The sequence below is a fragment of the Dolomitihabitans soli genome (assembly GCF_022213955.1).
Lineage (GTDB): Bacteria > Actinomycetota > Actinomycetes > Streptosporangiales > Streptosporangiaceae > Streptosporangium_A > Streptosporangium_A soli.
In genome coordinates, this window is sequence record NZ_JAKNTW010000001.1 from 66,973 (window position 1) to 84,256 (window position 17,284).

The 17,284-nt window shown below is 71.2% G+C and carries 19 protein-coding genes; 9 read left to right on the forward strand and 10 right to left on the reverse strand.

What is annotated here, in order from left to right; translation table 11 throughout:
* Positions 1–5: 5 nt before the first annotated feature.
* From MBA17_RS00280 to MBA17_RS00290, 3 genes are all read right to left on the reverse strand, one after another.
* On the reverse strand, positions 6–1,064 hold the full coding sequence (locus MBA17_RS00280; protein WP_238494143.1) for an LLM class flavin-dependent oxidoreductase: 1,059 nt from the start codon (positions 1,062–1,064) through the stop codon (positions 6–8).
* A 103-nt stretch (positions 1,065–1,167) separates the two neighbouring features.
* The gene (locus tag MBA17_RS00285; protein ID WP_238494144.1) at positions 1,168–1,371 is read right to left on the reverse strand and encodes a DUF397 domain-containing protein; all 204 of its coding nucleotides are present in this window, start codon (positions 1,369–1,371) and stop codon (positions 1,168–1,170) included.
* A gap of 1 nt (position 1,372) precedes the next feature.
* On the reverse strand, positions 1,373–2,230 hold the full coding sequence (locus tag MBA17_RS00290; protein ID WP_238494145.1) for a helix-turn-helix domain-containing protein: 858 nt from the start codon (positions 2,228–2,230) through the stop codon (positions 1,373–1,375).
* Between the two features lie 116 nt (positions 2,231–2,346).
* Between MBA17_RS00290 and MBA17_RS00295 the strand changes: the two genes are divergently transcribed.
* Entirely contained in the window at positions 2,347–2,745 is a 399-nt protein-coding gene (locus MBA17_RS00295; RefSeq protein WP_238494146.1) for an ATP-binding protein, read from the forward strand.
* Here the strand turns inward: MBA17_RS00295 and MBA17_RS00300 are convergent.
* Positions 2,742–3,413, reverse strand: coding sequence for a MerR family transcriptional regulator (locus MBA17_RS00300; RefSeq protein ID WP_238494147.1), 672 nt, complete (start codon positions 3,411–3,413; stop codon positions 2,742–2,744). The two genes, MBA17_RS00295 and MBA17_RS00300, sit on opposite strands and share 4 nt — an antisense overlap.
* 15 nt (positions 3,414–3,428) lie before the next feature.
* On the reverse strand, positions 3,429–4,046 hold the full coding sequence (locus tag MBA17_RS00305) for an HAD family hydrolase (protein ID WP_238494148.1): 618 nt from the start codon (positions 4,044–4,046) through the stop codon (positions 3,429–3,431).
* Between the two features lie 150 nt (positions 4,047–4,196).
* On the opposite strand from MBA17_RS00305, the gene MBA17_RS00310 reads away from it, so the two are divergent.
* A complete protein-coding gene (locus MBA17_RS00310; protein ID WP_238494149.1) occupies positions 4,197–5,285 on the forward strand; it encodes a thiolase C-terminal domain-containing protein in 1,089 nt (362 codons plus the stop codon).
* On the opposite strand, the gene MBA17_RS00315 is transcribed toward MBA17_RS00310, so the two are convergent.
* Genes MBA17_RS00315 through MBA17_RS00330 form a run of 4 tightly spaced genes read right to left on the reverse strand, consistent with a single transcriptional unit; the run spans position 5,250 to position 8,912 of the window.
* Entirely contained in the window at positions 5,250–6,149 is a 900-nt protein-coding gene (locus tag MBA17_RS00315; protein ID WP_238494150.1) for a FadR/GntR family transcriptional regulator, read from the reverse strand. The genes MBA17_RS00310 and MBA17_RS00315 overlap by 36 nt on opposite strands.
* A gap of 1 nt (position 6,150) precedes the next feature.
* Positions 6,151–7,290, reverse strand: coding sequence for an L-talarate/galactarate dehydratase (locus MBA17_RS00320; protein WP_238494151.1), 1,140 nt, complete (start codon positions 7,288–7,290; stop codon positions 6,151–6,153).
* Between the two features lie 32 nt (positions 7,291–7,322).
* The gene (locus MBA17_RS00325; RefSeq protein ID WP_238494152.1) at positions 7,323–8,081 is read right to left on the reverse strand and encodes a sulfite exporter TauE/SafE family protein; all 759 of its coding nucleotides are present in this window, start codon (positions 8,079–8,081) and stop codon (positions 7,323–7,325) included.
* 3 nt (positions 8,082–8,084) lie between these two features.
* A complete protein-coding gene (locus MBA17_RS00330; protein ID WP_238494153.1) occupies positions 8,085–8,912 on the reverse strand; it encodes an IclR family transcriptional regulator in 828 nt (275 codons plus the stop codon).
* 107 nt (positions 8,913–9,019) lie between these two features.
* Between MBA17_RS00330 and MBA17_RS00335 the strand changes: the two genes are divergently transcribed.
* The 5 genes from MBA17_RS00335 to MBA17_RS00355 all read left to right on the forward strand — a co-directional run bounded on the left by MBA17_RS00335 (position 9,020) and on the right by MBA17_RS00355 (position 14,384).
* Positions 9,020–9,961: a 5-dehydro-4-deoxyglucarate dehydratase gene (locus MBA17_RS00335; protein ID WP_238494154.1), complete on the forward strand. Its 942-nt coding sequence runs from the start codon at positions 9,020–9,022 to the stop codon at positions 9,959–9,961.
* A 23-nt stretch (positions 9,962–9,984) separates the two neighbouring features.
* Positions 9,985–11,277, forward strand: a complete 1,293-nt coding sequence (locus tag MBA17_RS00340) for a glucarate dehydratase family protein (RefSeq protein WP_238494155.1) — start codon at positions 9,985–9,987, stop codon at positions 11,275–11,277.
* A gap of 65 nt (positions 11,278–11,342) precedes the next feature.
* Entirely contained in the window at positions 11,343–12,350 is a 1,008-nt protein-coding gene (locus tag MBA17_RS00345) for a Bug family tripartite tricarboxylate transporter substrate binding protein (protein ID WP_238494156.1), read from the forward strand.
* The gene (locus MBA17_RS00350; RefSeq protein WP_238494157.1) at positions 12,347–12,880 is read left to right on the forward strand and encodes a tripartite tricarboxylate transporter TctB family protein; all 534 of its coding nucleotides are present in this window, start codon (positions 12,347–12,349) and stop codon (positions 12,878–12,880) included. The genes MBA17_RS00345 and MBA17_RS00350 overlap by 4 nt, the downstream gene beginning before the upstream one ends.
* Before the next feature lie 16 nt (positions 12,881–12,896).
* Positions 12,897–14,384: a tripartite tricarboxylate transporter permease gene (locus tag MBA17_RS00355; protein WP_238494158.1), complete on the forward strand. Its 1,488-nt coding sequence runs from the start codon at positions 12,897–12,899 to the stop codon at positions 14,382–14,384.
* Positions 14,385–14,578: 194 nt separating this feature from the next.
* Here the strand turns inward: MBA17_RS00355 and MBA17_RS00360 are convergent, their stop codons facing one another.
* Positions 14,579–15,559: an N-acetylglucosamine kinase gene (locus tag MBA17_RS00360; RefSeq protein WP_238494159.1), complete on the reverse strand. Its 981-nt coding sequence runs from the start codon at positions 15,557–15,559 to the stop codon at positions 14,579–14,581.
* Between the two features lie 80 nt (positions 15,560–15,639).
* On the opposite strand from MBA17_RS00360, the gene MBA17_RS00365 reads away from it, so the two are divergent.
* Together MBA17_RS00365 and MBA17_RS00370 are read left to right on the forward strand one after the other, a co-directional pair.
* The gene (locus MBA17_RS00365; RefSeq protein ID WP_238494160.1) at positions 15,640–16,512 is read left to right on the forward strand and encodes a MurR/RpiR family transcriptional regulator; all 873 of its coding nucleotides are present in this window, start codon (positions 15,640–15,642) and stop codon (positions 16,510–16,512) included.
* 5 nt (positions 16,513–16,517) lie between these two features.
* Complete coding sequence (locus MBA17_RS00370; RefSeq protein ID WP_238494161.1) at positions 16,518–17,270, forward strand: sugar isomerase domain-containing protein; 753 nt, start codon at positions 16,518–16,520, stop codon at positions 17,268–17,270.
* Positions 17,271–17,284 lie beyond the last annotated feature (14 nt).

Sequence of the window (17,284 nt, forward strand, 5' to 3'; positions counted from 1 at the left end):
GGGGATCAGCGGAAGGCGGGCATGACCTCGGCCGCGAAGAAGCGCATGACCTGCTTCATCTCGTCGAGGGGGAGCGGGCGGGTGCTGCCGAAGTCGCACAGCAGGTTGCCGAATCCGGCCTCCGCCAGCACGGTGATCTGCTCGATGACGCGTGCGGGGTCCCCGATGACCTCAAGCTGCTCCCAGCGGAAGTCGTTGCTCACCGTGCCGCCCTTGAGATAGCGGTCCTGGTAGTACTCGAAGCCCTGGGCCACGTCGCCGGTGCGCGGGTCGATGGGCGCGCTCCGCTCGTTGAAGATCCGGGCCCGGTCGAACATCGCCTCGAACCTCGCCTGGTCCTCGCGGGCCTGCTCGGCCGTCGGGGCGACGTAGACGCTGCGGGCCACCACGAGTTCGGCGTCGTCCGGGGTGTGACCGGCGGCGGCGGCGGTCTCCCGCCAGGTCGCCGCGGCCTTCACCACCTTGCGGAAGGTCGCGGCGGGGTCGGCGAGGATGGGCAGGCCGCGCTCGCCGTACAGAGTGACGGTCTCGGGGGAGACGGCGGCCACGTGGATGGGCGGGTGCGGGTCCTGGAGGGGGCGGGGGACCAGCGACACCTCGGCGCCGGTCCGGTAGAACTTGCCCTCGTGCCGGTAGACGTCGCTGGTCCACAGGCCGAGGATCATCTCCAGCGCCTCGTTGAACCGGTCGCGCGCCTCGGCGAGGTCGATGCCGAAGCCCTCGAACTCGGCGCTCTGGTAGCCGCGTCCGATGCCGAGGTCGAGCCGGCCGCCGGAGAGCAGGTCGACCTGGGCGGCCTCCTCGGCGACGTGCACGGGGTTGTGCAGGGGGAGCACCACGATGCCGGTGCCGAGCCGCAGCCGGGAGGTGCGGGCGGCGAGGTGGGCGAGCACCGTGAAGAGGTTCGGTGCGACGCCGTAGTCACGGAAGTGGTGCTCGGCCAGCCGTACGCCGTCGAAGCCCAGTTCCTCGGCGAGTTCGGCGAGCTCCAGATGGTAGTCGTAGACCTCCTTGAAGCTCTGGCCGTCGAACCGGTGGAAGAGGTGGAAGGTCGAGAACTTCATCGGCAGCTCCTCCGGAACAAGCGCTCGCTTGGGAGCGTATCACGGCCGACGAAAACCGCCGCCCGCGCCGGTGGGCGCGAGCGGCGGAAGAGGGTGCCGTCGTTCAGCGGTTCAGGTCGAACTCTCCGTCCTTGACGCCGCGGACGAAGGCGCTCCACTCGGGCCCGGTGAAGGCCAGAACGGGCCCGCTGGGATCCTTGGAGTCACGGACGCCGATGGCGGTTCCGGCCTGAGCGACTTCGACGCAGTTGCCGCCGTTGCCGCTGTGCGTGCTCTTGTACCAGTCCGACGAGCTGAAATCTGTCATCTCAACGCTCTTTCAACGTAATTCTCTCGGCCACGTCGCGAATCAGGGCCGCCGAGTCGCCCGTGTTGAACGCGGCCGCGCGCAGATGGTCGAAGACCCGTTCCGCGGTGGTCGCGTCCTCGGACTCCTCGAGATACACGCACCCCATGAGGTGCTCGAGGTAGAGCACATCCGGGTAGCCGTCGAACGTCAGCAGCACGAACGGGCCGTCGATCGCCGCGTGAACTCCCGCACTGTACGGCAGGACCTGTAGCGACACGTTGGCCCGCTCGCCCAGCTCCAGCAGATGCCTGAGCTGCTCGCGCATCGTCTCGGGACCGCCCACCATGCGGTGGAGCGCGGCCTCCTCGACGATCTGCCAGACGTTGAGCGGATTCTCCGCCATGGTGACCCTCTTCTGCCGGGCGAGCCGCACGTTCACGGCGCGTTCGGTCTCGTCCGAGCTACGCAGGCGAGACCCCAGTAACACGGCGCGGGCATACGCGCCGGTCTGGAGGAGCCCGGGGATCACCTGTGATTCGTAGCTGCGGTAGGTCACGGCCTCGGCCTCGAAGCTGAGGAACTGGCTGAAGCCCTCCTTGAGCACGTCACGATAGGGATGCCACCACCCCTGACGCCGTGCCTCGCGGGCGAGCCGGATCAGCTCCTCGCGCTCCGCGCCGTCGACCGAATAGGCCTCGCACAGCTCCATCACCTCACCTGAGGTGATGCGCATGCGCGCGGTCTCCATGCGGCTGATTTTGGACTGGTCCCAGCCGAGCAGTCGTGCGGACTGCTCGCCACTGAGGCCCTTCCCCTCCCGGATGCGGCGGAGCTCATGCGCGAGACGCCTACCACGCACCGTGGGAACGTAAGGCATTGCTTCTCCGCATTATGGTCCGATTCCCTTGCGGCGCCCCTGATGGCGCGACAAGGTGTAACCATACGGCTACGGAGCCGATGCGGGGGCGGTTTCGGCGAGCTCTAGGGGGAGCCATGAGGACGGCCAGGTTGCTGGGATCGTTAGCCATCCCTGGCACGGCTGCCGCGGCGGCGGAGGCGCGCCACTACCTGCGGGCGGTGCTCGACCCGGGACGGCACGCGATCGACGAGGTCACCCTCCTGGCCAGCGAACTCGTCACCAACGCGGTCGTGCACACGGCCTCGGGCAGGGGCGGCACGATCAAGGTGAGCGTCATGGAGTGCCCCGGCGGCATCCTGGTCGAGGTCGCCGACGAGGGCGGGCACACCGCCCCGGTCCTGCGTCAGGCGGACGACTTCGACCTGAACGGCCGCGGCCTCTTCCTCGTCGACACCCTGGCGGCCGACTGGGGCCACCAGGAGGAGGGATGCGGCCGTACGACCTGGTTCCTGGTGGCGTGCGGCCACACTTAGTGCGTCGCGTGAGTGGTCACCGTCGCGGGCCGACCGGTTCGGCCGACTCGTTTGGCCGACTCCGACTCGTGGGCGAGGCGGCGCATGACGTCGAAGACCTTCCCGTAGAGGACCGTGCCCGTCACCAGGTGCTCGACCGCCTTGTCGCGGGGGCCGTCGAAGGGGACGCGGGCCAGCTCGTGATCGGCGACCAGCCGGTGGGCCGCCTCCGCGTAGGGGCGCAGCGCCTCGGCCGAGAAGCCCATGCCGAGCCGGTCGAGCGTCACGATCATCTGGGCCAGTTCCGCGCGGGTGGGCGCGTCGGGGTGGATCTCCCAGTCGAGGCCGGCGATGAAGTCGTCGGCCCGCTCGCGCGCGGCCTGCCAGTCGGCGTCGTCCGGATGCGGCTCGACCTCGGGGGCCAGGGCGTAGTGCGCGACGCCGAGCAACTCGTGAATCCCCAGCTCCTCGTCCTGCACCGCCGCGATCACCCGGTGGATCGTGGCGAGCGGCAGCCGTCCGACTTCGAGCAGGGCACGGATCAGGCGGAGCCTGCGCAGGTGCGACTCGTCGTAGACGGCCCTGGTCGCAGAGGTCTGTTCGCCCTGGGGGAGCAGCCCTTCACGCAGGTAGTACTTGATCGTGGGGATGGGCACCTGGGACGCCGCGCTCAGTTCGGAAATGCGCATAGTTAGATAGTAGCGCTAGCCAATTAGTCCCGCCTGCGGCCGGGGCAGCGCGGGCCGTACGTCGATGACCCGCATTCCGGCGGTCAGCGCGGCGGCCACCCCCTCGTCGGTGTCCTCGTAGGCCACGCACTCGGCGGGCCGGACGCCGAGGCGCTGGGCGGCCAGCAGGTAGATGTCGGGGGCGGGCTTGCCGTGCTGTACGTCGTCCTTGGTGACGATCGCCGCGAACAGCGGGTGGAGGCCGGTCGTGCGCAGGCTGGCCTCGACGGAGACGCGGGCGCCGCCGGAGGCGACGGCCATCGGGACCCGCCCGTGGTTGGCCCGCGCGATGGCGGCGACGGGGGCGTGCGGCAGGACCGTGTCGACCAGCCAGGCGAACGCGTCGAGCGCCGCGGCGCGTACGGCCTGCCGGTCGAGCGGCTCGCCCGTCTCGGTCTCCAGTGCGGTGAGCAGGGCGTCGGCGGACAGCCCCGTCCTCGCCTGGTACCACTCCGGCGTGAGGTCCACTCCGTGGTCGGCCAGCGCCTGCTGCCAGGCCTTCTCGTTGGCCGCCGCGCTGTCGACGAGCGTGCCGTCGCAGTCGAAGATCAGGGCGGAGTACGGCGGGACGGGGTGGAGTCGAGGATCGAGCATGGCTGCCTTAAGGAGGGGCTAGGGATCACCCGATCCTATAGAACGGCGGGGACGATCATTGCTGAGCAAGCGCTTGCTGAGTGTCGGGGTACCGGGCTAGCGTGATGGCGGGCCGGCCCACCGGAGCGGGCGGCTGTGAGGGAGCCGGCCGTGCAGGGTTTCGCGGGCAGGGCCGCGATCGCGGGAATCGGCCTGACCGAGCTCACCCGGCGGTCGGGCCGTACCGAGCTGGAGCTGGCGGTACACGCCGCCCGGCTCGCCCTCGGCGACGCCGGGATGCCGCCCGCCGCGCTGGACGCCGTGCTCAGCTACCACATGAACGACTCGGCGCCGTCGCTCCAGGTCGCCCGGGCCCTGCGGCTGGAGACGATCGGCTGGCACAACGACATCTCCGGAGGCGGCTCCCAGACGGCCTCCATCCTGGGGGACGCGGCCATGCTGATCGCGAACGGCGTAGCACGAAATGTCCTGATCTATCGGGCGATGAACGGCCGCTCGGGCACCCGGATGAACACCGCCTCCACCGGCCCGCAGGAACACTTCACCCTCCCGTACGGCATGGCCGGGCCCATCCCGATGTTCGCCCTCGCCGCCACCCGCTACCTCCACGACACCGGCCTCACCGCCGAGCACCTGCACGCCGTCGTCGCCCAGTCCAGGCAGAACGCCGCCGCCAACCCGCGCGCCCTCAGGCGCGCCCCGCTCTCCCTCGACGAGTATCTGGCCGCGCCGTACATCAGCGCGCCGCTGCGGGCCGCGGACTGCTGCCAGGAGACCGACGGCGCGTGCGCGCTGGTCCTCACCGACGCGCGGCTGGCGCCGGAGGCACCGCGCGTGCGGGCCGTGGTGCGCGGCGGCGGGCCGGGCTGCTCGGCGATGGACCGGGCGCCCGACGTGAGCGCGATCTTCTCCGGCACGGTCGCCCCGATGCTCTGGGCCGCCTCCGGCATGCGACCGGGCGACGTGGACGTGGCTCTGCTCTACGACGCCTACTCCTGGCTCGTGCCCCGCCAGCTCACCGACTTCGGCCTGGTCCGCCCCGCCGGCCTGGGCGACTTCCTACTCGCGCGCGGGCACGCCGGGGTGAACCCGCACGGCGGGCTGCTCTCCGAGGGCTATGTGCACGGGCTGAACAACGTGGCGCAGGCCGTACGGGAACTGCGCGCGGGGCGGGAGACGGCGCTGGTCACCGGTTTCGGCGGCTCATACGGCAGCGCCGCGCTGCTCACCCGTGCCTGACGACCGTGGCCGTTTCGGAGAACCGCCCCGAGCCCGCCCCGAGGATCCCCTCGCACCCTCGCGCCCGCCGCCCCCGTCGCCGCCCTCGCGCCCGTCGCCGGCCTCGCCCCCGTCACCGGCTTTGTCCGTGGCCCGGCTGATGGCGTCCGTGCTCTTGTCCGTGGCCTCGCCGGGGGAGCCGTCGGTGGTGGTGGCGTGGGCGCTGAGCAGGCGGGCCTGGCTGTTGCCGAGGTGGACCCGGGCGGCGGCGCGGGCGCCTTCCGCGTCCTGGCGCTCGATCGCGGCATGGATGTTCTCGTGCTCGGCGACGATCGTGGCGAAGTGCTCCTCCCGGCCGGGGAGCAGCCGGTCGCGGGGGACCACGATCATGGCGGCGCCGAGCGACTTCAGCAGGTCGGCGAAGTAGCGGTTCTCCGTCGCCAGCGCGATCCTGAGGTGGAAGCGGAAGTCGGCGGCCACGGCCGCCCCGGGGTTGCCGGCGCACCCGGCGAAGTCGTCGAGCGCCTCGCGCAGCGCGCGCAACCGCGGCTCGCTCCGCCGGGCCGCCGCGATCCCGGCCGCCTCCACCTCGAACGCCGTGCGGAAGGCGAGCAGGTCGAGGGCGTCCGGCAGGGTCAGCCCGGCCGACCGGTCCGGCGCGAACGTGGTGGAACTCGGCCGGGCGAGGACGAAGCTGCCGCGCCCCTGGTGGGTCTCGATCAGCCCGGCCGCCTGGAGCCGGGAGATCGCCTCGCGGACCACGGTCCGGCTCACGCCGTACGTCTCGACCATGCTGTTCTCGGTCGGCAGGCGCTCGCCCGGCCGGATCACACCCTCCTGGATGTGCGCCGTCAGGCTCTCGACGAGCCGCTGGGTCAGGCTCATGTCAGCCCGTGCGGGTGCCGAACTCGGATCGTTCCGTGGTCCACTTGGCCGCCTGCTCACTCGGGGTCACGCCGAGCCCGGGGCGGTCCGGCACCACCATCCTGCCCTCCCGGATCTCCAGGCGCTCCTCGAAGAGCGGCTCCAGCCACTCGAAGTGCTCCACCCAGGGCTCCAGCCCGTACGCCGCGGCGAGATGCACGTGGATCTCCATCGCGAAGTGCGGGGCCATGTGCAGGCGGTTGTGCTCGGCGAGCGACGCCAGGCGCAGGAAGGGGGTGACGCCGCCGATCCGCGGCGCGTCGGGCTGGACGATGTCGGCGCCGCCCGCGCGGATCAGCTCGGCGTGCTCGGCGACGCTGGTGAGCATCTCGCCGGTGGCGATCGGGGTGTCGAGCGAGGCGGCGAGCGCGGCGTGGCCGGCGTTGTCGTAGGCGTCGAGCGGCTCCTCGATCCACACCAGGCCGAACTGCTCCATGACCCGGCCCATGCGCTGGGCCGTGGCACGGTCCCACTGCTGGTTGGCGTCGACCATCATCGGGACGCCGTCGCCGAGGTGCTCGCGCACGGCCCCGACCCTGGCCAGGTCGACGCGCGAGTCAGGGTGGCCCACCTTGAGCTTGATGCCGCCGATGCCGCGTTCCAGCGAGGCCGTCGCGTTCTCGATGACCTGCTCGATGGGGGTGTGCAGGAACCCGCCCGAGGTGTTGTAGCACCGGACGGAGTCGCGGTGCGCGCCGAGGAGCTTGGCGAGGGGCAGGCCGGCCCGCTTGGCCTTCAGGTCCCACAACGCGATGTCGAGTGCCGCGATGGCCTGCGTCGCGAGCCCGCTGCGCCCGACCGAGGCGCCGGCCCAGACGAGCTTCTCCCACAGCCGCGCGATGTCGTTCGGGTCCTCACCGAGCAGTTCGGGGGCGATCTCCCTGGCGTGCGCGTACTGTCCCGGGCCGCCGGCCCGTTTGGAGTAGCCGAAGCCGAAGCCCTGGTGGCCGCTCTCCGCGCCGATCTCGGCGAACAGGAACGCGATCTCCGTCATCGGCCGCTGCTTGCCGGTGAGCACTTTGGCGTCGCTGATCGGCGTGCTCAGCGGCAGGTAGACCGAGGACAGCCGCACCCAGGCGATGCGGTCGGCGGAAGTCGTCACGAAGGCTCCTCATCGTATGAATCGTGCAGTCATCATACAAGTTGAGTCGCGGAAAGCCAGAGGTGGACCGCCAGCCCCAGCCCGGCCAGGGCGATCGCGATGCGCAGCGGCTTCTCCGGGAGCCGCCGCACGACCATCGGGCCCAGCCAGCTCCCGGCCAGGCAGCCGACCGCGAGCACGCCGGCGGCGAGCCAGTTCACCGGGGCGAAGAAGGCGTAGGCCACCCCGGCCGTGGCGTTGGCCGCTCCGGTGGCGAGGTTCTTGACCGCGTTGGTCACCGGCAGCGGCTCGGTCACCGACACGGACAGTACGGCGAGCATCAGCACACCCGCCGCCGCGCCGAAGAAGCCGCCGTACAGGCCGACCACCACGACCGCCCCCGCGAGCGGCAGCGCCGGGCTCGCCGCACGGGAGTCGGCCAGTCGCCGCAGCGGGTCGCGGGCCAGCAGCAGCACGGACCCCAGCGCGATGAGCCAGGGCACGACGAGCTCGAACGTCGAGGACGGGGTGCTGAGCAGCAGCAGCGCCCCGAGCGATCCGCCCGCGGCGGCCAGGACGACCAGTTTGATGACGCGGCGCCGCTGCCCCTTGAGCTCGGCGCGCGATCCGGCGGCGGCGCCGACCGTGGTCGAGAACAACGCGACCGTGTTGGTCACGTTGGCCACGATCGGCGGCATCCCGAGGGCCAGCAGCGCCGGGTAGCTGAACAGCGACGCCAGGCCGGCGATCGAGCCGGCCAGGCCGGAGGCGACACCGGCCAGTGCGAGCAGGGCGGTGGAGGCGGGATCCAACCGTCAGATTCCGGCGGTGGCGGAGAGATCCATCGGGGCCATCCGCTCGATGGCCTGCTTGGTGCGCTTCATCGCCTCGACGATCTCCTGCGTCCGGCCCTCGGTGAGATTGGAGATGGGCACCGAGCAGCTGATCGCGTCGGTGGCCGGGCTGGAGTAGTGCAGGGCGAACGCGAAGCACTTCACCCCGGCGTAGTTCTCCTCGTTGTCGATCGCGTAGCCGCGTTCCCGGGTCAGCCTCAGGTCGCCGACGAGCGCCTCGTGGTCGGCCAGCGTGTTGGGGGTCAGCGGGGTGAGCTGCGCCGGGACGTGCGCCCCGATCCCGGTCTCGATCCGCTCGGCCAGCAGCGACTTGCCCATGGCCGTGCTGTAGGCGGGAAGCCTGCGCCCGACGCGGCTGAACGGCCGGAGGTACTGGCTCGACTCCTTGGTGGCCAGGTAGACCATGTCCTCCCCGTCGAGCCGGCCGAAGTGGATGGTCTCGTCGAGACGTACGCTGAGGTCGTTGATGTGCGGCTGGACTATGCGCAGGTAGGGGTCGGTGTCGAGGTAGGTGGTGCCCGCGAGCAGTACGCGTATGCCGATGCTGTAGAGCGTGCCGGTCGGATCCACCCGGACCCAGCCGTGCTCGACGAGAGTGCGGATGAGGGCGTAGACGCTGCTCCTCGGCGCGCCCAGCGCGTCGCTCAGTTCCCGCAGACGGGCGGGCCGGTTCTGCCGGGAGGCGAGTAGTTCCAGGATCTCGACGGTGCGCGCCGCGGACTTCACTCCCCGCACGCCGGTCTGCGTCTCGACGCCGGCGCCACTCGTGGAGTCTTCGGGAAGGGTCATCGCACCTCATCCATTTGTTACCAATTTATTTCCCAGAGTGTTGACACCTTACCAACTGTGAAGCAAGACTGCTCGCCACATGTCAAGCATCTACATATGGAGACGGGTTGGCGACTACGTATACAAGTGCCAAGGAGCGGCTCAGCCAAGGCATGGCCGCCGCGGTCCTGTCTTTCCCGCTCACGCCCTTCGACGCTGACGGCCGGATCGACACCGACGCCTTCCGGACGCACCTCCGCGACCAGGTCGCGATGCGCCCCGGCGCGCTGTTCCCCTGCTGCGGCACGGGCGAGTTCTTCTCCCTGGCGGAGGACGAGTACGAGACGCTCATCCGCGCCGCCGTGGAGGAGGTGGCCGGCGCCGCCCCCGTAGTCGCGGGCGCCGGGTACGGCTGGGCCCAGGCCACCCGGTTCGCGGCCATCGCCGAGAACGCCGGGGCCGACGCCCTGTTGCTGATGCCGCCCTACCTGGTGGACGCTCCCCAGCACGGCCTGGTGGAGCACGTGCGCCGGGTCGCCGAGAGCACCACGTTGCCGATCATCGTCTACCAACGGGCGCAGATGAAGATCGAGCTGTCGAGCATCGCCGGGCTCGCCTCGATCCCGAACGTGATCGGGTTCAAGGACGGCCACTCCGATCTCGACCGGTTGCAGCGGCTCAAGCTCGCCGCCCCGAGTGACTGGCTGTTCTTCAACGGCGCCACCACGGCCGAGATGCAGGCGCGGGCCTACCGGAGCTTCGGCATCCCCGCCTACTCCTCGGCCGTGCACGCCTTCGCGCCGGAGATCGCGCAGTCGTTCTTCCGCGCCTTCCACGACGACGACCACGAGCGCATGGACCTCCTGCTGCGCGAGTTCTACGTCCCCTTCGTGGAACTGCGCGACCAGGGGATCGGCTACGGCGTCTCGCTCATCAAAACCGCGGCGAGGCTGCGCGGGGCGAAGGTCGGCTCGGTACGCGCGCCGCTCGCCGACCCGTCGCCGGAGCACGTCGAGGAGCTCGACGCCCTGCTGACCAAGGGACTCGCCCTCGTGGGCGTCCAACGCTGACGGTTTGAGAAAGAAGGAGTTCCATGTCCCGCCCCATGCCCACGATCGTCAGGGCGACCGTGACCCCGATCCTGATCAGCGACCCGCCGCTGCTCAACGTGCTCGGCGTCCACCAGCCCTACACCCCGCGTTCCATCGTCGAGATCGAGACCGACACCGGCGTCGTGGGGATCGGCGAGACGTACGGGGACAGCGACTACCTCGCCGTGGCCCGCGCGCTCGCGAAGACGGTCGTCGGCCGGCCGCTCACGTCGCTGAACGGGCTGAGTGACCTGGCCTACGAGTCGGCCGGCCTGACGGTCGAGGCGGGCAAGGAGTTCGACCCCGCCGGACTGCGCGGCAGCCGTACGAACGAGAAGCTCATCCGGAGCGTCGTGTCGGCCTTCGAGGTCGCGAGCCTGGACGCGCTGGGCGTCACGCTCGGCCTGCCCGTGCACGCGCTGCTCGGCGGCAAGGTCAGGGACCGCGTCGACTACAGCGGTTACCTGTTCTACCGGTGGGCCGAGCACCCGGTCGACGACGCTCCCACCGACACCTGGGGGGCCGCGCTCGATCCCGAGGGCATCGTCCGCCAGGCGCAGCGCTTCGCCGACGACTACGGCTTCACCTCCTTCAAGCTCAAGGGCGGCGTGTACGAGCCCGAGCAGGAGGTCGCGGCCATCAGGGCGCTGGCCGAGGCGTTCCCCGGCTATCCGCTGCGGCTGGACCCCAACGGCGGCTGGTCGGTCGACGCCGGCGTGCGCGTCGCCGAGGAGCTCGGGGGTCTCCTCGAATACCTGGAGGACCCGACCACCGGCATCGACGGGATGGCCGAGGTGCGCGCGCGGACCGGGGTCATGCTGGCGACGAACATGTGCGTGACCACGTTCGGCGAGATCCCCGAGGCGTTCGCCAAGGACGCCGTGCAGGTGGTGCTCTCCGACCACCACTACTGGGGCGGGCTGCAGGCCACCCGTGAGCTCGCGGCGCTCTGCCGTACCCACGGGGTGGCGCTGTCCATGCACTCCAACACCCACCTGGGCGTGAGCCTGGCCGCGATGACCCACGTGGCGAGCGTGATCCCCGACCTCGAGTACGCCTGCGACAGCCACCGCCCCTGGCAGACCGAGGACGTCATCACCGAGCCGCACACCTTCAAGGGCGGCGCCATCGAGGTCTCCGACGCGCCGGGGCTGGGCGTCACGCTCGACCGTGACGCGATGGCCGCCCTGCACGAGCGGTGGGTACGGCTCGGCGTGCGCGACAGGGACGACGTGGCCGCCATGCGGAAGGCCGATCCCACCTGGGTGCAGCCGCCGCTTCCCCGCTGGAAATGACGACCGGTACAGACGACCGATACTGACGACCGGCCCTGACGACCGGCACTGACGAAGGAGAACTGATGATGGTTGGCACAACCGGCCGCATCCGCCGCCGGGTCGGCGGCGTGCTGCTCGCCGCGGTGGCGCTCACGGCCTCCGCCTGCTCCGTCCAGGGCGGCAGCGCCGGCGACGGCGCGGCCTTCCCGAGCAAGGCCGTGGAGTTCACGGTCCCGACCGAGCCGGGCGGCAGCACCGACCTGGTCACCCGTGCCCTGGCCAAGAGCATCGAGGAGCCGCTCGGCGCCCAGGCCGTCGTGGTCAACAAGCCGGGGGCGAACGGCAAGATCGCCGGCAAGGACGTCTTCAACAGCAAGCCGGACGGTTACCGGATCGCCGTGATGCCGCAGTCGCTGTTCGCGATCGGCCCGCTGATGGTCGAGGACCCCGACGCCATCAAGCTGGAGGACATGACCTTCATCAAGGGACTGGCCGTGGAGGACTACGTCCTCGTCGTCCCGGCGAGCTCGAAGTACAAGACGCTCAAGGACCTGGTCGCGGCCGGCGACGTCAAGTACGGCACCACGGGCGCGGGCACCGGCAGCCAGCTCTCCCAGGCGCTGCTGTTCGGCTCGGCGAAGATGGACTCGACCCCCGTGCCCTTCGACGGCGGCGGGCCCACGCTCACCGCGGTCATGGGCAGCAAGGTCGACGTGGCCTCCGTGCAGATCGCCGAGGCCGCCAAGCAGGTCGAGGCGGGCAAGCTCCGGGCGCTGGTGGTCTTCTCGGGCAAGCGGCTGGAGGCGTTCCCCGACGTGCCGACGGCCACCGAGGCCGGTTACGGCGTCGTCGTCGACCAGCGCAGGTTCGTCGCCGGTCCGGCCGGAATGCCGAACGACGTGCGCGACAAGCTGGCCGCCTCCATCGACAAGGCCGTGGCCTCCAGCGAGTACGGCGACCTGCTGAAGAACAACTACATCGGCCGCTGGGACGTCAGCGGTGACGAGGTCGCCGCGCAGCTCACCAAGAGCCAGGAGACGTTCAAGGCCCTGATCGCCAAGCTGGGCATCGACCTCACGGGACAGCGATGACCGCTGACGACGCGCAGCGGACCGAGATCTCCGGGATCCGCCCGGAGCCGGTCGGCGGCGACGACCCCCCCGCCCCGCCCAGCGCGTCGTACGCGCGCCGGCAGAATCTGCTGGCCGCCGCGATACCGCTGGTGATCGGAGTGATCGCCGGGATCATGTCCTGGCAACTGGGGGTCGGCGGCCTCGCCGACCCCGGCCCGGGGCTGTGGCCGCTGACCGTCAGCGTCGCCATGGTGGTCGTCGCGGTGGTGCTCCTGTTCCAGTCGCGGCCGACGGGCGGTGAGGAGGCGTTCACCAAGGAGGCCAGGCTCGTCGTCGTCGCGGTCGTCTCCCTGGTCGGGTACGCGCTGCTGTTCGAGACCGCCGGGTTCGAGATCCCCACGGTCGCGCTGCTGGTCCTGTGGCTGAAGGTGCTCGGCCGCGAGAGCTGGTGGATGACCGTCTCCGTCGCGCTCGGCACGACCGCGGCCCTGTACCTGATGTTCGTCATCGGGCTCGGAGTGTCGTTGCCCCACCGCCTGTCCTTCTGAACGAGGCCATCTGACCATGGATTTCTTCTCGCCGGTGATCGCCGGGTTCGGGGTCGTCTTCCAACCCGAGAACCTGATCTACTGCCTGCTCGGCGTCACGCTCGGCATGCTGGTGGGCGTCCTGCCCGGCCTCGGGCCCGCGGCCACGATCGCCGTGCTGTTGCCGATCACCTACACCATCGAGCCCACCGCCGCCATCATCATGCTCGCCGGAATCTTCTACGGCGCGCAGTACGGCGGCACGATCACCTCGGTGCTGCTGCGGCTGCCGGGTGAGGCCTCAAGCGTGGTCACCGCGATCGACGGCCACGAGATGGCCAAACAGGGCCGGGCGGGCTCCGCGCTGGGCATCGCGGCGATCGGCTCCTTCATCGGCGGCACCGTGTCGATCCTCGCGCTGACCTTCGTCGCCCCCCTGGTGGCCGGGGCCGCGCTGGACTTCGGTCCGGCCGAGTACACCGCGCTCGCCCTGCTCGGCATCATGATGGTCGCCACGCTCGGCACCGGAGCCCCGGTCAAGAGCATCCTGATGGCCACCCTGGGCCTGCTGCTGGCGACGATCGGCCAGGACCCGCTGGCCGGCACCTCCCGGTTGACGTTCGGTAGCGACCAGCTTCTCGACGGCATCGACTTCGTGATCGTCGCGATGGGGTTGTTCGGCGTCGGGGAGATCCTCTACAACCTGGAGTCCCTGCGCAGGAAGACCCCGCCGCCGACCCCGGTGGGCTCGGTCTACCCGTCGCGCGCCGAGATCAAGGAGTCGAAGGGCGCGATCTCGCGCGGCTCACTGCTGGGTTTCCTGCTGGGCATCCTCCCCGGCGGCGGCGCCACGATGTCCTCGATGGTGGCGTACGCGGTGGAGCGGAAGGTCACCAAGCAACCGGCGAAGTTCGGCAAGGGTGCCATCCAGGGCGTCGCGGGGCCGGAGACCGCCAACAACGCGGCCGCCACGTCGTCCTTCATCCCGCTGCTCACGCTGGGCATCCCGGCGAACGCCACGATGGCCGTCATGTTCGGCGCGCTGCTGCTCCAGGGCATCACGCCGGGCCCCCTGCTGGTGCAGGAGAAGCCCGACCTCTTCTGGGGCGTCATCAACTCGATGTACGTGGGGAACCTGCTGCTGCTCGTGATGAGCCTGCCGTTGATCGGGCTCTTCGTGCGCATCCTGAAGATCAGGCCCGCGATCCTGGCCCCGCTGACGATCCTGATCACGATGATCGGCGTCTACACGGTGCGCGGGAACGTCTTCGACATGTATCTGATGATCGGCCTGGGCGTGCTCGGGTACCTGATGAAGAAGGTCGGCTTCGAGCCCGGCCCGCTGGTGCTCGCCTTCGTGCTCGGCAGCATTCTGGAGTCGTCGTTCAGGCGCTCGATGCGCATCTTCGACGGGCAACTGACCGGCTTCCTCACCCAGCCGATCGCCGCGGTCCTGCTGGGCGCCCTGCTGCTCATCCTCGTCGGGCCCCCGGTGATCCGCGCCCTGCGCTCGCGCGCCACCTGACCGGCGTCCGGTCCGGGCCGTCCGCGCCGTCCGGACCGCGGCGCCGCCCGGCGCGCGGCCGTTCCGGCGTCTCGCGGCCCGTGCGGACGTGAGCCGGTAGGACGTGGACCGGCAGGACGTGAACCGGCAGGGACGTGCCACCTGACCGGCGCCGCTCAGCACGGCGGCCGGCGGGTGGCCGCGGGTGCGACCCGTCAGGTGGCGGGCCGGACGAAGACCTTGTGGGAGGGGACGGCACGGTCGCCGAGGATCTGCAGGGCGGCGAGCCAGGCGGCGGCGCCCGCGCCGTCCCCCGCCACCGCGACCGGTGCGCTCCAGCGGTCCCGCAGCAGGCCGGTCACGGCCTCCTGCACGGGGCCGGCGGTGGTAAGCACGCTGCCGGCGAGCACGATGGGGGTGTCCTCGTCGAGGTCGCGCGCCGCGGCGACGGTGCCGACGAGCAGCAGCGCCGCCTCCGCGACGATGTCGCGGGCGACCGGGTCTCCCTCCGTGGCGGCCTGGCTGACCAGCGGGCCGAGGGCGGCCAGCGTCAGCGGGGGACGGCTCTGGGCCACGCCGATCAGCCGGTTGGCCAGGTCCCTGCCGCCGCCTGCGTTCTCCCCGGGGAGGAGCGCCTGGACGACGAGCCGGGTGAGCGGACCGTCGGCCAGGCCCATGGCGAGGCGGTGCACGACGGCCTTGGCGGCCTGGTGGCCGAGCCAGTAGCCGGAGCCGTGGTCGCCGAACAGCCAGCCGAGGCCGTCGGCGAGCCTGCCGCGCTCGCGGCCGGTGATGCCCGCGGCGACGGCGCCCGTGCCGGAGATGAGCACGGTCCCTGACGGTTCGGGCGTGCCCGCCGCGAACGCCACCAGCACGTCGCCGATCACCTGGGGCGGGGCGGCGACTCCCAGCTCGGCGAAGGCCGCCTCGACGACGGATTTGCCATGGCCGTCGAGGAACGCCTCGCTGCCCGCGACGCCCACCACTCCGGCGAGCACCGGGGCCTCTCCGTACTCCCGCAACGCCTGTCCGGCGGCGGTGGCCAGGGCGGTGGTGGCGGCGGCGATGCCGTGCGCGGTCGGGTTGCCGCCGCCGGCTCGGCCACGGGCGATCCGCGTGCCGTCGAGCGAGGCGACCACCGCGCGGGTGGACGTGCCTCCCGCGTCAATCCCAAGAACAACCCCGGCGTCAGTCACAAGGCCATCTTGGGTCTTGACTCCTGCGCCTTGCAAGAATAATTTTCACCCTATCGCTCGTTCGGTGAAAGGAATTGCCTGTGGCCGGCGGTGCGCTGGGACGTATCAAGACGGAATTACCCGGGCTGCCCGAGGCCGTGCGCAGGGTCGGCGAGCAGATCCTCGCGGATCCGGGTGAGGCCGCCCGATCGACGATCATCGCGCTGGCCGAGCGCAGCGGCAGCTCGCCCGCGACGGTCACCCGATTCTGCCGGATGTTCGGCTTCGCGGGGTACGCCGAGCTGCGGGTGGCGCTGGCCACCGAGACCGGCCGCGCGGCGCAGGCGGGCTGGGGAGCGGGGATGGGCCGGGAGATCGGCCCGACCGATCCGCTGGACACGGCGATCGAGATGATGGCCGCCGCCGACGCGCGGCTGATCCAGGAGACCGCGGCGCAGCTCGACGCCGACGTGGTCGCGAAGGTCGCCGACGCCGTCGTCGCCGCCAACCGGGTGCTGCTGTTCGGCGTCTCGATCAGCGGGGCCGTCGCGGGGATGCTGGAGGCGCGGCTGCGCCGGATCCGGGTCCCGTGCTGGAGCTACACCGACGCGCACGAGGCGCTCGCCGACGCGGCGCTGCTCACCGCCGCCGACGTGGCGATCGGCATCTCGCACCGGGGGCGCACCCGGGAGGTGCTGGAGGCGCTGGGTGAGGCGGGCGGCCACGGCGCGACGCTGGTGGCGGTGACCTCGTTCGCCCGCTCGCCGCTCGCCGAGCTGGGCGACCTGGTGCTGACCACCGCGGGCCGCCACGTGGAGACGTTCCGGCCGGGCGGACTCGCCGCGGTCCACTCGCAGCTCTTCGTGCTCGACGCGGTCTACGTGGGCGTCGCGCAGCGGACCTACGAGCGGGCCAGGAACGCCTACGACCTGACCATCAACGCCGTCGAGAGCCATCGCGTGGGAAGGAGCTGACGAACGTGGACATCGGGGCGCCCGCTTACGTGCGGCGAATCGAGAGCCTGATCGCCGAGGTCGCGGAGTCGCAGGCGAAACCCGTCGCGCAGGCCGCCGCACTGATCACCGCGGCGCTGCGCGCGGACGGAATGATCAACGCGTTCGGCTCCGGCCACTCGGAGGCGATCGCGATGGAGATCGCCAACCGGGCGGGCGGCCTGGTGCCGGCCAACCGGCTGGCCCTGCGCGACCTGGTCCTGTACGGCGGCGCGCCGATCGACGTGTTGCGCCCCGGCGAGCTGGAACGGGATCCGTTGGTCGCCCAGCGGGTCTACGACCTGGCACCGATAGAGCCGCAGGACGTGTTCGTGCTGATCTCCAGCTCCGGGGTCAACGGCTCGGTGGTGGAGCTGGCCGGCATCGTCAAGGACCGCGGCCACCCGCTGATCGCCATCACCTCGGTGCGGCACAGCACGGAGATGACCTCCCGCCATCCCTCAGGGCGGAAGCTGCTCGACCTCGCCGACGTGGTGCTCGACAACGGCGCGCCGTACGGGGACGCGATTCTGCCGTTGCCCGGCGGGGCCGCGGCCGGCGGGGTGTCGACGATCACGTCGGCGCTGCTCGCCCAGATGATGGTCGCGGAGGTCGTCCGCGAGCTGATCGAGGCGGGCGAGGACCCACCGCTCTACCTGTCGGCCAACGTGGCCGGCGGCGACGAGCACAACCGCGCCCTGGAGGGCCGTTACGCCGGCCGGATCCGCCGGAGCGCCTGACCTACCTGCTCTAC

Bases quoted from the DNA above. Each gene is read 5' to 3' on its own strand.
- MBA17_RS00280 (WP_238494143.1), bottom strand. From the start codon at position 1,064: ATGAAGTTCTCGACCTTCCACCTCTTCCACCGGTTCGACGGCCAGAGC.
- MBA17_RS00285 (WP_238494144.1), bottom strand. From the start codon at position 1,371: ATGACAGATTTCAGCTCGTCGGACTGGTACAAGAGCACGCACAGCGGC.
- MBA17_RS00290 (WP_238494145.1), bottom strand. From the start codon at position 2,230: ATGCCTTACGTTCCCACGGTGCGTGGTAGGCGTCTCGCGCATGAGCTC.
- MBA17_RS00295 (WP_238494146.1), top strand. From the start codon at position 2,347: ATGAGGACGGCCAGGTTGCTGGGATCGTTAGCCATCCCTGGCACGGCT.
- MBA17_RS00300 (WP_238494147.1), bottom strand. From the start codon at position 3,413: ATGCGCATTTCCGAACTGAGCGCGGCGTCCCAGGTGCCCATCCCCACG.
- MBA17_RS00305 (WP_238494148.1), bottom strand. From the start codon at position 4,046: ATGCTCGATCCTCGACTCCACCCCGTCCCGCCGTACTCCGCCCTGATC.
- MBA17_RS00315 (WP_238494150.1), bottom strand. From the start codon at position 6,149: ATGAGCCTGACCCAGCGGCTCGTCGAGAGCCTGACGGCGCACATCCAG.
- MBA17_RS00330 (WP_238494153.1), bottom strand. From the start codon at position 8,912: ATGACCCTTCCCGAAGACTCCACGAGTGGCGCCGGCGTCGAGACGCAG.
- MBA17_RS00340 (WP_238494155.1), top strand. From the start codon at position 9,985: ATGTCCCGCCCCATGCCCACGATCGTCAGGGCGACCGTGACCCCGATC.
- MBA17_RS00345 (WP_238494156.1), top strand. From the start codon at position 11,343: ATGATGGTTGGCACAACCGGCCGCATCCGCCGCCGGGTCGGCGGCGTG.
- MBA17_RS00350 (WP_238494157.1), top strand. From the start codon at position 12,347: ATGACCGCTGACGACGCGCAGCGGACCGAGATCTCCGGGATCCGCCCG.
- MBA17_RS00355 (WP_238494158.1), top strand. From the start codon at position 12,897: ATGGATTTCTTCTCGCCGGTGATCGCCGGGTTCGGGGTCGTCTTCCAA.